This is a genomic window from Pseudomonas sp. LBUM1641, from assembly GCF_059716235.1.
This window is the reverse complement of record NZ_CP166815.1, coordinates 2,126,029-2,139,415: the sequence shown is the minus strand read 5'-3', so window position 1 is coordinate 2,139,415 and position 13,387 is coordinate 2,126,029. Positions and strand designations below refer to the sequence as shown.

The 13,387-nt window shown below is 61.8% G+C and carries 15 protein-coding genes; 8 read left to right on the top strand and 7 right to left on the bottom strand.

Features of this window, described 5'->3' with window-relative positions; all coding sequences use genetic code 11:
• Positions 1-193 precede the first annotated feature (193 nt).
• The 3 genes from ACA046_RS09800 to aroC all read right to left on the bottom strand — a co-directional run bounded on the left by ACA046_RS09800 (position 194) and on the right by aroC (position 3,162).
• Entirely contained in the window at positions 194-739 is a 546-nt protein-coding gene (locus ACA046_RS09800; RefSeq protein ID WP_459027335.1) for a 1,2-dihydroxy-3-keto-5-methylthiopentene dioxygenase, read from the bottom strand.
• 28 nt (positions 740-767) lie between these two features.
• The gene (locus ACA046_RS09795) at positions 768-1,919 is read right to left on the bottom strand and encodes an MFS transporter (RefSeq protein ID WP_459029230.1); all 1,152 of its coding nucleotides are present in this window, start codon (positions 1,917-1,919) and stop codon (positions 768-770) included.
• A gap of 151 nt (positions 1,920-2,070) precedes the next feature.
• Positions 2,071-3,162, bottom strand: coding sequence for a chorismate synthase (gene aroC, locus ACA046_RS09790; protein WP_497676360.1), 1,092 nt, complete (start codon positions 3,160-3,162; stop codon positions 2,071-2,073).
• Between the two features lie 143 nt (positions 3,163-3,305).
• Between aroC and ACA046_RS09785 the strand changes: the two genes are divergently transcribed.
• The gene (locus tag ACA046_RS09785) at positions 3,306-4,268 is read left to right on the top strand and encodes an alpha/beta hydrolase (RefSeq protein ID WP_497676359.1); all 963 of its coding nucleotides are present in this window, start codon (positions 3,306-3,308) and stop codon (positions 4,266-4,268) included.
• 100 nt (positions 4,269-4,368) lie between these two features.
• Complete coding sequence (locus ACA046_RS09780; protein WP_497676358.1) at positions 4,369-5,172, top strand: hypothetical protein; 804 nt, start codon at positions 4,369-4,371, stop codon at positions 5,170-5,172.
• 136 nt (positions 5,173-5,308) lie between these two features.
• Here ACA046_RS09780 and prmB read toward each other — a convergent pair whose 3' ends face one another.
• A complete protein-coding gene (gene prmB / locus ACA046_RS09775) occupies positions 5,309-6,217 on the bottom strand; it encodes a 50S ribosomal protein L3 N(5)-glutamine methyltransferase (RefSeq protein ID WP_003213129.1) in 909 nt (302 codons plus the stop codon).
• A 240-nt stretch (positions 6,218-6,457) separates the two neighbouring features.
• On the opposite strand from prmB, the gene ACA046_RS09770 reads away from it, so the two are divergent.
• From ACA046_RS09770 to ACA046_RS09750, 5 genes are all read left to right on the top strand, one after another.
• On the top strand, positions 6,458-7,048 hold the full coding sequence (locus tag ACA046_RS09770) for a cysteine hydrolase family protein (protein ID WP_008433198.1): 591 nt from the start codon (positions 6,458-6,460) through the stop codon (positions 7,046-7,048).
• A gap of 130 nt (positions 7,049-7,178) precedes the next feature.
• A complete protein-coding gene (locus tag ACA046_RS09765) occupies positions 7,179-7,499 on the top strand; it encodes a hypothetical protein (RefSeq protein WP_076017396.1) in 321 nt (106 codons plus the stop codon).
• 75 nt (positions 7,500-7,574) lie between these two features.
• A complete protein-coding gene (locus ACA046_RS09760; protein WP_010176067.1) occupies positions 7,575-8,132 on the top strand; it encodes a Smr/MutS family protein in 558 nt (185 codons plus the stop codon).
• Positions 8,133-8,211: 79 nt separating this feature from the next.
• A complete protein-coding gene (gene folE / locus ACA046_RS09755) occupies positions 8,212-8,757 on the top strand; it encodes a GTP cyclohydrolase I FolE (RefSeq protein WP_024076633.1) in 546 nt (181 codons plus the stop codon).
• 104 nt (positions 8,758-8,861) lie between these two features.
• A complete protein-coding gene (locus ACA046_RS09750; protein ID WP_459027326.1) occupies positions 8,862-9,233 on the top strand; it encodes a glutathione S-transferase N-terminal domain-containing protein in 372 nt (123 codons plus the stop codon).
• 114 nt (positions 9,234-9,347) lie between these two features.
• On the opposite strand, the gene ACA046_RS09745 is transcribed toward ACA046_RS09750, so the two are convergent.
• Genes ACA046_RS09745 through ACA046_RS09735 form a run of 3 tightly spaced genes read right to left on the bottom strand, consistent with a single transcriptional unit; the run spans position 9,348 to position 12,287 of the window.
• Positions 9,348-9,665 (bottom strand): AtuA-related protein, encoded by a 318-nt coding sequence (locus tag ACA046_RS09745; RefSeq protein WP_497676357.1) that lies wholly within the window; start codon positions 9,663-9,665, stop codon positions 9,348-9,350.
• The gene (locus ACA046_RS09740; RefSeq protein WP_497676356.1) at positions 9,662-10,993 is read right to left on the bottom strand and encodes an acyclic terpene utilization AtuA family protein; all 1,332 of its coding nucleotides are present in this window, start codon (positions 10,991-10,993) and stop codon (positions 9,662-9,664) included. Before ACA046_RS09740 ends, ACA046_RS09745 begins: the two co-directional genes overlap by 4 nt.
• A 1-nt stretch (position 10,994) precedes the next feature.
• Positions 10,995-12,287: a CitMHS family transporter gene (locus ACA046_RS09735; protein WP_167662524.1), complete on the bottom strand. Its 1,293-nt coding sequence runs from the start codon at positions 12,285-12,287 to the stop codon at positions 10,995-10,997.
• A gap of 131 nt (positions 12,288-12,418) precedes the next feature.
• Between ACA046_RS09735 and ACA046_RS09730 the strand changes: the two genes are divergently transcribed.
• Positions 12,419-13,315 (top strand): LysR family transcriptional regulator, encoded by an 897-nt coding sequence (locus tag ACA046_RS09730; RefSeq protein WP_459027320.1) that lies wholly within the window; start codon positions 12,419-12,421, stop codon positions 13,313-13,315.
• The last annotated feature ends 72 nt before the right edge of the window (positions 13,316-13,387 follow it).

Here is a 13,387-nt window from a genome sequence, read left to right as displayed (position 1 = left end):
GGATAACTCCTATTGACAGGCGAATAACTATTGCGACCAGAGAGAGTTACACAAAGAGTGGAAGTATTAAGTAAGGCCAACAAGAAACAGCTGCTGCCCACAAACTTTAAAGTTTATTCCTACGGCGATTTCCAACATGCAGGGATTGAACTTAAAAAAATGCCCCCTATTCAGGAGGCATTGGCGGGCGCACTTAGTCCTCAAGCCGGGGAAAGCCCTCGGCGATCGCGTCGCCGGTCAGCTTGACCGCCTGCCCTTCAGGGTCACTGAACAGGCGGATTGCCACGAAGTGCGGGTTCTCCCCCATATCAAACCAGTGTTTGATGCCGGCTGGCACCGAGATCAGGTCGTTTTTCTCGCAGAACACCGCGTACACATAGTCTTCGATGTGCAAGGTAAACAGCCCACGGCCCGCGACGAAGAAGCGTACGTGGTCTTGCGCCATGCGGTGTTCACCGAGTCGCTCGGCACGCAGTTCGGCTTTTTGCGGGTGGTCGTTGCTGACACTGATCACATCGACATGGGTGTAACCGCGCTCGGTCATCAGCGTGTCGATGGGCGCCTGATAGGCCGCGATGATCTCAACCTCGCTGGCGCCTGCCTCAAGCCGGGTAGCCGCCTGCCAGCGGTCGAACGCCACGCCCAGCTCGGCCAGGGTCGACGCGATATCGTCCTGGTGAGTCAGGACCTTGTTCGGGGTGTCGGGGGTGGAGACGTGGTAAACGGCGAGATAGCTCATCAAACTCTTCCTCTGTCACGGGAGCGGCTCATGGCCGCTCCTCTTGCAATCGAATGCCAATGATTATGGCGGCGGCCAGGGCCGCGACGCTGGCAATGCTGAAGGTCAGGGTCGGCCCCAGCAGGTTCCAGCTGTAACCTGAATAGAGTGCGCCCAGCGCACCGCCGGTACCGGCCAGTGCGGCATACAGTGCCTGGCCCTGGCCTTGCTGGCGAGCACCAAAGCTGCGTTGCACGAACTGGATGGCGGCCGCGTGAAAACTGCCGAAGGTCGCCGCGTGCATCACCTGCGCCAACAGCAGCACCCAGAAGAATTCGGCGAACGAGCCCAGCAGTAACCAGCGCAGCGCCGCCAGCAGGAAACTCGCCATCAGCACCCGGCGTACCGAAAAGCGCGAGAGAATCCGGCTCATGGCCAAGAACATCAAGACTTCCGCGACCACGCCCAGGGCCCACAGCATGCCGATCACCCCACGGCTGTAACCGAGGTGTTCGAGGTGCAAGGTCAGGAAGGTGTAGTACGGGCCGTGGCTCATTTGCATCAGCGCCACGCAGGCATAAAACGCGAGGACGCCAGGGCTGCGCAGTTGCCGCAAAAAGCCGTCACCGGCCAGGCGGTTGCCCTGGGCCGGCGGCTGCGCATTCGGCACCCAGAGGCTCGCGCCGATGATGCCGGCCATGATCACCACGATCACCACCGGGTAGATATCCAGGCTCAGCCAGTCGAACAGGCGGCCCATGATCACCACGGTGAGGATAAAACCGATGGAGCCCCACAACCGCACTTGGCTGTAGCGCGAGGTCTGGCCTTGCAGGTGCGCGAGGGTGATCACTTCAAACTGCGGCAGCACCGCGTGCCAGAAGAACGCGTGCAAGGCCATAACCAGCGCCAGCCAGGCGTAGGTCTTGCTGACAAAGATCAGCGAGAAGCTCACCAGGGTGCACACCGCGCCAAAGCGCACGATGGCCAGGCGCCGGCCGGTGTAATCCCCCAGCCAGCCCCACAAATTGGGGGCCACGCAGCGCATCAGCATGGGGATGGCCACCAGCTCGCCAATGCGCGCGCTGGAGAAGCCCAAGTGATCGAAGTACAGCGCGAGGAACGGCGCCGTCGCCCCCAGCAGGGCGAAATAGAACAGGTAGAAGCTGGAGAGTCGCCAGTATGGGAGTGCTTTCGTCAGCATAAGTGACATGTGGCGAGCGAGCTTGCTCGCGCTGGGGCGCGAAGCGGCCCCACCAATAGAAGCGCCGCAGTTCTCCAGCTAATACCGGGTTGCAGGCTTTGGGGTCGCTTCGCAGCCCAGCGCGAGCAAGCTCGCTCGCCACACACCGTCACAGTTGACTCAACACCGGAGTGCTGACCTTCACATCGGCGTTTTGCCCACGATGACGCAGCAAGTGATCCATCAACACAATGGCCATCATCGCCTCGGCAATCGGCGTGGCGCGGATGCCGACACACGGGTCGTGACGGCCCTTGGTGATCACGTCCACCGGGTTGCCATGCACATCAATCGAGCGGCCCGGCGTAGTGATGCTGGACGTTGGCTTGAGCGCCAGGTGCGCAACAATCGGCTGGCCGGAGGAGATGCCACCGAGAATGCCGCCGGCGTTGTTGCTGAGGAAACCTTCCGGGGTCATCTCGTCACGGTGCTCGGTGCCACGCTGGGCAACGCAGTCGAACCCGGCGCCGATTTCCACGCCCTTGACCGCGTTGATGCTCATCAGTGCGTGGGCCAGTTCGGCATCGAGGCGGTCGAAGATCGGCTCGCCCAAGCCTGGCATCACGCCCTCGGCGACCACGGTGATCTTGGCGCCGACGGAATCCTGGTCGCGGCGCAGCTGGTCCATATAGGCTTCCAGCTCCGGCACCTTGTCCGGATCGGGGCAGAAGAAGGCGTTGTCTTCGACGCTGTCCCAGGTCTTGAACGGGATTTGGATCGGACCCAGCTGGCTCATGTAGCCGCGGATCACGATGCCCTGGGTCGCCAGGAATTTCTTCGCGATCGCGCCGGCCGCCACGCGCATCGCGGTTTCCCGCGCCGAGCTGCGGCCACCGCCACGGTAGTCGCGCTCGCCGTATTTGTGGTGGTAGGTGTAGTCGGCGTGGGCCGGACGGAACAGGTCCTTGATCGCCGAGTAGTCCTTGGACTTCTGGTCAGTGTTGCGAATCAGCAGGCCGATGGCACAACCGGTGGTGCGGCCTTCGAATACGCCGGAGAGGATTTCGACTTCGTCGGCTTCCTGGCGCTGGGTGGTGTGTCGGCTGGTGCCGGGCTTGCGGCGGTCGAGGTCACGCTGCAGGTCTTCCAGGGACAACTCGAGGCCCGGCGGGCAGCCGTCGACAATGGCGACCAACGCCGGGCCATGGCTTTCGCCCGCGGTGGTAACAGTGAACAGCTTGCCGTAGGTATTGCCGGACATGCAGAGCGCTCCGTGAAATCAGTTGAATCAAGTCAACCGTAATAACTTAAGGCGGCCAGTATACGCAGGCTAACCGACTAGTTCATCCTCGAAACCTTACCGGTAGACGTTGGTCCAACCGGCACCTTCCTCATGATGGCGCGATGATGCTGCGAGTTCTGCTATTGACCCTTACCCTGTTTTCCAGCCTTGGCTTCGCCGCCTCCCCTGTCGTGCTGCAACGGCCCATCAGCCTGGACACCGGCAGTGGTGAGCTGTTTGGCTCGCTGTTGTTACCCAAATCCGACAAGCCAGTGCCGGTGGTGCTGATCATCGCCGGCTCCGGGCCCACCGACCGCAACGGCAACAGCGCCGACGGCGCACGCAACGACAGCCTCAAGCGCCTGGCCTGGGTGCTGGCCAAACACAACATCGCCAGCGTGCGCTACGACAAGCGCGGTGTAGCCGCCAGCCTTGCCGCCACCCCCGATGAACGTAACCTGACCCTGGACGCCTATGTGTCCGACGCCGTGGCCTGGGGCAAGTTGCTCAAAGCCGACCCGCGCATGGGGCCGTTGATTGTGCTGGGCCACAGTGAAGGCGCGCTGGTAGCTGCCCTCGCCGCCCCGCAGCTGAATCCGGCCGGGGTAATTTCCCTGTCGGGCAGTGCACGCCCGGTGGACCAGGTCATCCGCCAGCAACTGGCCGATCACATGCCTCCCGCGCTGTTATTGCGCAGCAACCAGATTCTCGATCACCTCAGGGCCGGCCAGGTGGATGCCGATGTGCCCACACCGCTTGAGGGCATTTTCCGTCCCAGCGTGCAGCCTTATCTGATCAGCCTGTTCCGCGCTGATCCTTCGGCGGCATTTGCCCGACTGAAGATGCCGGCGCTGATCATCCAGGGCACCAATGACCTGCAGGTCGGCGTGGCCGATGCGCAACAACTGCAGAAGGCCAAGCCCGACGCTGAGCTGACGGTGATCGAGGGCATGAACCACGTGATGCGCATCGTGCCCAATGACGTGAAGCAGCAATTGGCATCCTACAACGACCCACAGTTGCCGCTGGCTGCCGCACTCGGCACACGCCTGGTTCGCTTTATCGACGGACTTCGCGCCAGTTAAGCAAGTATTCCCCCTCCAGTCCTGAGTAAAACGGCCGATAAGCCCTGGGTCGACAGCAAAAAGCCTGTCGGCCCGCAGAGCTTGGACAGGATCGCGCCGAATGACGAACACCGAAGCAACACCCGAACCTACCGCCGACACCACGGCTGAAACCGAGGCCGCCGCATCGGCCGCGTTACCGTGGGCGGAGGTACAGGCCGAACATTTCAAGATGCTGCGCCTGGCCCCTTTGGCCACCGACCGCGCCACCGGCGTGCGGCCCCTGCGCTTTGTGCAGTTCGGCTGGGCCGAACGCAACAACAAAGACCACAGCCTGCTGCGGATGGTCATCCAATTGCCTGGCCAGCGGGTGCGTCGGGAACAGAATCACCTGGATATCTGGGTCGACCACGCCACCCACCGCGTGCATTTTGGCCCGGGCAACAGCCTGGAGATCGAACCGGCGAACCGCGGCATCGGCCGCTTCCTGGTGGCCCAGGGCGCTGCCTGGGCGAAAAAGAAGTGGTCGCACTACCGCGTCGACGGCGTTGACCTGGCCAACAAGGACGCACTGAACGAAGCCACACGCCTGCGCCGGGACCACTTCCTGCGAATCCAGGGCTTTGATGTGGCGTATGCCGATGTCCAGCATTTGAAGGGCAACGTGCAGCCGGGCAAGGTCAGCGATGTGCTGGACAGCTGGAACACGGAGAAGCTGCAGTTCGTAGAGATTCTGGAAGCGGCGCAGATGCTGCAACAGGCCGAGCAGAACCTCGCCGAGCAGGAAGTGAAGCTGCGCAAGGAAGAGGAAAAGGTCACCAAGTTCAAGCGCGAAGACAGCGGGTTGCGCTTTACGATTACGTGTTTGGTGGCGTTTACCGTGTTTCAGGCGGGGTTGTTGATCTGGATTGCGACGCATCGCTGAATCATAAAGTGTATTTGTGGCGAGGGAGCTTGCTCCCGCTGGAGTGCGAAGCGCTCCCAAGATTCTTGGGGCCGCTACGCTGCCCAGCGGGAGCAAGCTCCCTCGCCACAAGTATCAGCATACTGTCAGGCAGGGTTTAGACCCTGGCGGCAAACACCGCCTGATGCGCCCGGCACTGCTCTGCCGTCAACATGAACACCCCGTGCCCACCGCGCTGGAACTCCAGCCAGGCAAAGTCCACTTCCGGGTACAACGCCTCGACGTGAACCTGGCTGTTGCCCACCTCGACAATCAGCAAGCCCTTCTCGGTCAAGTGATCCGCCGCTTCGGCCAGCATCCGCCGAACCAGGTTCAAACCGTCATCTCCGCAAGCCAGGCCCAGTTCCGGCTCGTGCTGGTATTCATCCGGCATGTCGGCAAAGTCTTCGGCATCAACATAGGGCGGGTTGGACACGATCAGGTCAAAACGCTGGCCCGGCAAACCATCAAAACCATCGCCTTGAACGGTATAGACCCGCTCGTCGACGCCATGGCGCTCGATGTTCTGGTTGGCCACTTCCAGTGCTTCAAAGGACAAGTCGCCCAGCACCACTTCGGCGTCCTGGAACTCGTAGGCGCACGCAATACCGATGCAACCGGAACCGGTGCACAGGTCCAGAATGCGTGCTGGCGGTGTGCCAAGCCACGGTTCGAAGCGGTTTTCGATCAGTTCGCCAATCGGTGAGCGTGGAATCAGCACGCGCTCATCGACGATAAACGACATGCCACAGAACCAGGCTTCCTTCAACAGGTAGGCGGTCGGCACGCGCTCGTGGATACGTCGGTGCAGCAAGCGTTGTACGTGGGAGATTTCCTCTTCTTCCAGGTTGCAATCCAGGTAGCTGTCGGCAATTTCCCACGGCAGGTGCAAGGCGCCGAGCACCAGTTGCCGGGCTTCGTCCCAGGCGTTGTCGGTGCCATGCCCGAAAAACAGGTCTTCCCCATGGAAACGGCTGACGGCCCATCGGATGTGGTCGCGCAAGGTGCGCAGGCGAGAAGTGATCACGGGGGCAAGCTCCTGGAAAAAACGACCGGCGATTCTAACAGTCTTAAGCTGTACCGACGATGTACGAAAAAACCCTTTACCGCACGTCGGATTTCATCTTAAACGCGGTTTTTGCCTAAACGTAGTGACCTATTGACATCGCTACACGCCAGCAACGGCGTACCTTACGATGGTAGCGATTCACAGAAGCGCTCAGCCAGAGGACAATGTCACAAAAGCCCCACTCACAGGAGCCCCAGAATGTCCGTTCCAAAGACGATGTTTCAACTCAGCGGTCGTGGTTACGCAGCGGCGAACCTGAACCATGCGACCCTCGTGATCATCGACGCCCAGAAGGAATACCTCAGCGGTCCCCTCGCCCTCTCGGGCATGGACGCGGCTGTGGAAAACATCAAGCAACTGGCCGCTGCCGCGCGCAACGCCGGGCGCCCGATCGTGCATGTGCGCCACTTGGGCACAGTCGGCGGGCTGTTTGATCCCCAGGGCGAGCGCGGTGAGTTCATTCCAGGCCTCGAGCCCCAGGCTGACGAGACCATCATCGGCAAGCTGCTGCCAAGCGCCTTCCATGGCACTGGGCTGGAGAAGCACCTGCAAGACCTCGGTTCCCTGGACCTGATCGTCTGCGGCTTCATGAGCCACTCCAGCGTCAGCACCACCGTGCGCGCGGCAAAGAACCTGGGCTTTCGCTGCACCCTGGTAGAAGACGCCTGCGCCACCCGCGACCTGCCGTACAAGGGCGGCATCCTCAGCGCCGACCACGTGCAGCAGACCGAAATGGCCATCATGGCCGACAACTTCGCCACCCTCGCCTTGACCAAAGATCTGATCTGATCGACCTTCGATGAGCGGGTAGCCGCCCGCTCATCCGCAAATACCTGTCATTTGCTGCAATTGCCTCTGTACCCGGAACAACCTGTGTATCTTCCGGTCGAAGGGCCGATACCCTGGAGGAAAGGTCGGAATGAAGATATCCGATGGTTTTGATGCTCGTCGCTTGCGCCCCAAGGGCCCGAGCAACTGGCGTCTGCGCATCGGCGCCGGCTTTGCCGCGCTGTTTGCGATCGTGGGCGTGCTGCTGGCAATTGCCGGTGCCGCTGGTTTGTCTGGACATTCACCGGCCTTGGGCGAACTGAACGCCAGCCCTGGCGGTTCTGCAATACTGTTGGTGATCGGCCTGCTGGTGCTGTGGTTCGGCGTTTGGCTGTGGCGCCGTTGCCGTCGGCGCATGCGCCAGCCCCTGTCACTGAACATTGCCTCGCACCTGATGAAAAAGCACGACTGATGGCATCCAGATAGCGTTTGTTGCGCATCAAGCCGCCGCGATTAGGTAAACTGCCCGCCCTTCGCGGAGGCTGACATGCAAGACGACGATTTTTCCCTATTCAAGAACGAGCTGCGCGGCGTCAAGCCGATCAAGCACGATCGCGCCGAGACCGGCAAACCCAAGACCGACCGCGCCCAGATCGCCAAGCTGCGCCAGGCCGCGACCGTGCGCACGGACGCCACCACCGTGGACGGCCTGTCGGATCAGTTCGTTATCGATGTAGGCCCCGAAGACGAGCTGATGTGGGCCCGCGACGGCGTGCAGGAAAGCCAGATGCGCAAGCTCAAGGTCGGCCAGATTCCGTTCGAAGGCAGCCTCGACCTGCACGGCATGACCGTCGAAAAAGCCCGCGAAACCCTCTGGGCGTTCCTCGCCGAAGCCACCAAATTCGAAATCCGCTGCGTGCGCGTCACCCATGGCAAGGCTGTGCGCCTGGACGGTAAGCGGCCGATGATCAAAAGCCACGTCAACACCTGGCTGCGCCAGCACTCGCAAGTGCTCGGCTTTACCTCATGCCAGCCACGTCACGGCGGCGCTGGTGCGGTGTATGTGATGCTCAAGCGCACCATGATGGAAGGCCGGGACGAGTAACAAGTGCCATCGTCAGGCTTGCAGCGATGTGTTGGCCGCCGTACCCTTGCCCTTTGCGAAAACCCTACTAGGTAGTTTCATGTCCCTGGAACAGAATTACACAGAGATCCTTGGCCAACTCGGCGAGGACGTCTCCCGCGAGGGCCTGCTCGACACGCCAAAACGTGCCGCCAAGGCCATGCAGTATCTTTGCCGCGGTTATGAACAGACCCTCGAAGAAGTCACCAACGGTGCCTTGTTCAGCTCTGACAACAGCGAAATGGTGCTGGTCAAGGACATCGAGTTGTACTCGCTGTGCGAACACCACCTGCTGCCGTTTATCGGCAAGGCTCACGTCGCGTATATCCCGAGCGGCAAAGTACTTGGCCTGTCGAAGGTCGCGCGTATCGTCGATATGTATGCCCGTCGCCTGCAGATCCAGGAAAACCTCAGCCGCCAGATCGCCGATGCGGTCCAGCAGGTCACCGGCGCCCTGGGCGTTGCGGTGGTGATCGAGGCCAAGCACATGTGCATGATGATGCGCGGTGTGGAGAAGCAGAATTCGTCGATGATCACGTCGGTGATGCTGGGTGAGTTCCGCGAAAACGCGGCGACCCGCAGCGAGTTTCTCAGCCTGATCAAGTAATACGCAGCACCTGGAAAAACCGGCGTTCATCGCCGGTTTTTTTTCGCCTGTGAAAAATCAGGTAAGCTGCGGCCCCTTAAGTCTAGGGCAAGAGGTTTATAACCGTGTTCGTTAAAGCGCTTCGAGTAGGCCTCGGCCAGATCATCATCTTCGGCGACTTCATCACCCGCCCGCGCAAGCAACAACGCCCGGCGAGCGCCCAAGCCCTGGTTGACCAGGCGGCCAAGGACCTGACGCTGTATCAATTCCACGCCTGCCCGTTCTGCGTGAAGACCCGCCGCACCCTGCGCCGCCTGAACGTGCCGGTGGCCTTGAAGGACGCGAAGAACAACGAACAGGATCGCCAGACCTTGCTGGAGCAAGGCGGCAAGATCAAGGTGCCGTGCCTGCGCATTGAAGAAAACGGCCAGACCACCTGGATGTACGACTCCAAGGTGATCATCGATTACCTGGACAAGCGGTTTGCGGCGGCCTGAAGCCCGGCCACGCTTCCCCTGTAGGAGCGAGCTTGCTCGCGAAGGTCGCAAACGATAACGCGGGAAGCCTGGCACCCAGCGGGGTTCTCAGGTTTTTCGCGAGCACGCTCGCTCCTACAGGGAGCGCAATTCAATATCCAGTAATGCAGAGCCCAGGCACTTGCCATGGGCATCCAACGCCAGCGACCGCGTCACTCCACCCCGCAAGATGCCCGGCAACACGAAGTTCAGCGCCTGCACATTGGGCAATTCATAACGCCGCACCGGTGGTGCGCCCTCCTCCAGTAACGGCGCAAAAAACGCCGCCACCACCTCAGCCGTCAATTGCTCGCAGAGCAGCGGATAGTCCTCGGCCCGATACGCGATGATCGAGATGTTCGAGGTGTCGCCCTTATCGCCGGTACGCGAATGGGCCAGGGTATGCAGCTTCATGACTCGATCCTCGGGTTGACCGCATTGCGCGCCAGCAATAACGACGCCACCGCCACCACCTGGCGCAGGCTCTTGTTCGCGCCACCGCCGCCGGACGGGCCGTTGGTGTAGAGGGTTTCCACTTCATTGCCGACGCGCACCGCCTCGCTGCGTTCTTCGCAGCGGGCGGCAATGCGCAGGCGCACTTCCCAGGGTTCAACAGTGCTGCGCGCGCCGTGCAGGGAGTCGATGCCGATCAATTCGGCACGCACGTCCTGCATGCGCACGCCGGTCAACTCCAACCGCTTCAGGACCACATCGCGGGCCAGCTGCGCACGGGCGACCGCACCCGGGCCGCCGTAGGAAATCTGACCCTCGCCGATCCAGCCATCCAGATACCCGACACTGACTTTCAACTGCTCTGGCCGTGGCCGTCCGTTTGCGCCGTGGGCTCGCACCCGGTCCACGGCTTCTTCGGTAAACGCCACCCCGGAAAAATCCGCGCACACGTCCGGCGTAAGGTAGGCGGCCGGATCATGCACTTCGTAGATCAGTTGCTCGGTGCACGTGGCCCGGCGGACCCGCCCACCGGTGCCGGCGACCTTGGTGATCAGTGCCTCGCCGTCGGCATCAATCTCGGCCAACGGAAAGCCCAGGCGTGCCAGGTCGTCCACGTCCTTGAAACCCGGATCGGCAAAGTAGCCACCGCTGACCTGCCCGGCACATTCCAGCAAATGCCCCACCAGCGTGCCACGTCCCAGGCGTTGCCAATCATCGCCAGCCCAACCGAATTCGAACATCTGCGGCGCCAGGAACAACGAAGGGTCTGCCACCCGGCCAGTGATCACCACGTCGGCATCGGCGCGCAACGCGTCGATGATGCCGTCGGCACCCAGGTAGGCATTCGCGGAAATCAGCCGGTCGCCCAATGAGCCAAGGGTCTGGCCGTTGTCGAGCAACTGCTCCGGCTGGCCCCGCAGGGTCTCGAGTACATCATCGCCAATCACCGCCAGCACCTTGAGGTTCAGCCCCAGTTCACTGGCAATCCGCCGAACTTCAGCCGCCGCGGCCACCGGGTTGGCTGCGCCCATATTGGTGATCACCCGCAAGCGCCGGCGCCCGCCGGGCTGGCCGACAAAGGGCAGCACGCGGCGCATGCGCTCACTCAGCAGCGGGTCGTAACCGCCTTGTGGATCGCTGATCCGCGCCTGTTGCGCCAGGGCGATGGTGCGTTCAGCCAGGCATTCGAAGACCAGGTAATCCAGGTCGCCCTGTTCGGCCAATTCCACCGCAGGCTCGATACGGTCACCGGAGTAGCCGGCGCCGGAACCGATGCGCAAGGTTTTCATGTCAAATCACTCCCAGGAGCAAAGCCGTCAGGGTCATCAACACCGACGCGGCAAACAGAAAGGGGATGGTGAAGCGCTGGTGATCGGCCAGTTCGATCTTGCACAGGCCCACCAACAGGAAGGTCGCGGGCGTCAGCGGGCTGACCGGGAAGCCGGTGGTGTGCACGCCCAGCAACGAGGCCTGGGCCACTTGCAGCGGGTCGACGCCCAGGGCTTTGCCGACTTCGGCAATCACCGGCATCACGCCGAAGTAGTAGGAATCGGGATCGAACAGCATGCTCAACGGCATCGACAGGAAGCCCACCACCGCCGGGATCAGCTTGCCGTGGCCCGCCGGAATCTGCGCCACCGCCACTTCGGCGATGGCCTTGAGCATGCCGGTGCCTTGCATGATGCCGGTGAACACACCGGCGGCGAGCAGGATGCTGGCCATGGTCAGGGCAGTTTTTGCATGGGCATCGATCCGCGCGCGCTGGGCGTCGACGTTCGGGTAGTTGATGCACAGCGCCACCACGGTGCCGAGCATGAACATCACCACCGGGTCGACCCAACCGGCAATCATCACCACCATCACCAGCACCGTCAGGATCAGGTTGACCCAGAACAGCCGCGGGCGACGCAGGGCAATGTCATCCTCGCTGAGCACCCGTTGCGGCACGGCGTCCACGCTGGAACCGGCGCCCAGCCCCAGGCGTTTTTCTTCACGGTGGCCCAGCCACCAGGCGCAGGCAAACACAAAGACCAGGCCGACGATCTGCACCGGGATCAGCGGCTGGAACAAGTCCGCCACCGGCACATGCAATGCCGCCGAAGAGCGCAACACCGGGCCGGTCCAGGGCAGGAAGTTGACCCCGGCCGCCATCGCCGCCACACAGGCGAGGATGCGTTTATCAATCCCCAATCGCGTATACAGCGGCAACATCGCCGGAATCGTCACCAAGAACGTCACCGCGCCGGAGCCGTCCAGGTGCACCAGCAACGCCAGGGTCGCGGTACCAACGACAATCCGTGTAGGACGCGTCCCTACCGTGCGCAGGATGCGATCAATGATTGGATCCAGCATGCCGGCATCGGTCATGATCCCGAAAAACAGGATCGCGAACACAAACATGCCCACCACGGGGGCGACGTTCTTGATGCCGGTGATGATGAAGGCGCTGGTTTGCAGGCCGAAACCGCCGAGCAGCGCGGCGATGATCGGTAAGGCGATCAGGGCCACCAGTGGCGACAGGCGTTTGCTCATGACGGCAGTGAGCAGGCACAGGATGGTGATAACACCCAGGGTAGCGAGCATGGGGTAGCTCCAGAACGGCGTTTTCGGCCGGTTATTGTTTTCCCTGGAGTATTGGAATCGCGTTAGGCTTTGTAAATTGGAATATTCGGCACTCCACATTCGAAAAAACAAAACGCTCGAGCAAAATAAAAATGAAAAATTCGATCCAGCATATCCAGGCGTTTCTCGCCGTTGCCCGCACGGGCAGCTTTACCAAGGCCGCCAATGAGCTGCATCTCTCGCCCTCGGCGCTGACCGTGCAGGTGCAACAACTGGAGGAATGGCTGGGGGTTGCCCTGCTCGACCGCAGCCCGCGCCACGTCAGCATCACCGCCGCCGGCCTGGATGCACGCGGGCCGATGGAGAAGCTGTTGCTGGACCTGGACAACATCGTCACCGGCTCCCGCGACCTTGCGGCGCTACGCCGAGGCGTGGTGACCATCGCCGCCCTGCCCTCCGTGTGCGCCGGTGCATTGCCGCCTGCCCTGCGTCTGTTTCGCGAGCGGTTTGCCGGGATCGAGGTGCGCTTGCATGACCTGGTGGCCCATCGCATTCATGCGCAAGTGCGTTCGGGCGACGTGGATTTCGGTATTGGCGTGCGGGCGCGGTTGAGTCATGGGCTGGCGTTTGTGCCAGTGCTGAATGATCGGTTATGTGCGTTCGTGCCGCTGGATCATCCGTTGACTCGCTATGCCAAGTTGAGCCTGGAGCAACTGGCCGAGCAGCCGATCATCCTCACGGGCCGCGACAGCAGCGTGCGGGAACAGGTGGACGCGTTGTTCGACGAAACACGCCTGACGATGCTCGCGGGGATGGAGGCCAACTACATGTCGACCGTGTTGGCGTTGGTGCGGCAGGGCTTGGGGATCAGTGTGTTGCCGGAATCGGCGGCGGACAGCCTGGAAGGGTTGAAGCGGATTACGATTGATCATCCGGGGGTGAACCGGGAGATCGGGTTGATCAGTCGGAGTGGGCAGCCGTTGAGCCCGGCGGCGCAGCGCTGTTTTGAGTTGCTCAATGAAGAATTACCTGGCGCACCGCAAAACTAAATGTGGGAGCGGGCTTGCTCGCGAAGGCGGTGTGTCAGCCAATGCATAGGTTGGCTGATCCACCGCATTCGC

Excerpts from the sequence above, each read along its gene's own strand:
- ACA046_RS09780 (WP_497676358.1), top strand. The coding sequence starts at position 4,369 with ATGACGAACACCGAAGCAACACCCGAACCTACCGCCGACACCACGGCT.
- ACA046_RS09745 (WP_497676357.1), bottom strand. The coding sequence starts at position 9,665 with ATGAAGCTGCATACCCTGGCCCATTCGCGTACCGGCGATAAGGGCGAC.
- ACA046_RS09760 (WP_010176067.1), top strand. The coding sequence starts at position 7,575 with ATGCAAGACGACGATTTTTCCCTATTCAAGAACGAGCTGCGCGGCGTC.
- ACA046_RS09740 (WP_497676356.1), bottom strand. The coding sequence starts at position 10,993 with ATGAAAACCTTGCGCATCGGTTCCGGCGCCGGCTACTCCGGTGACCGT.
- folE (WP_024076633.1), top strand. The coding sequence starts at position 8,212 with ATGTCCCTGGAACAGAATTACACAGAGATCCTTGGCCAACTCGGCGAG.
- ACA046_RS09800 (WP_459027335.1), bottom strand. The coding sequence starts at position 739 with ATGAGCTATCTCGCCGTTTACCACGTCTCCACCCCCGACACCCCGAAC.
- aroC (WP_497676360.1), bottom strand. The coding sequence starts at position 3,162 with ATGTCCGGCAATACCTACGGCAAGCTGTTCACTGTTACCACCGCGGGC.
- ACA046_RS09785 (WP_497676359.1), top strand. The coding sequence starts at position 3,306 with ATGATGCTGCGAGTTCTGCTATTGACCCTTACCCTGTTTTCCAGCCTT.
- ACA046_RS09735 (WP_167662524.1), bottom strand. The coding sequence starts at position 12,287 with ATGCTCGCTACCCTGGGTGTTATCACCATCCTGTGCCTGCTCACTGCC.
- ACA046_RS09730 (WP_459027320.1), top strand. The coding sequence starts at position 12,419 with ATGAAAAATTCGATCCAGCATATCCAGGCGTTTCTCGCCGTTGCCCGC.
- ACA046_RS09765 (WP_076017396.1), top strand. The coding sequence starts at position 7,179 with ATGAAGATATCCGATGGTTTTGATGCTCGTCGCTTGCGCCCCAAGGGC.
- ACA046_RS09770 (WP_008433198.1), top strand. The coding sequence starts at position 6,458 with ATGTCCGTTCCAAAGACGATGTTTCAACTCAGCGGTCGTGGTTACGCA.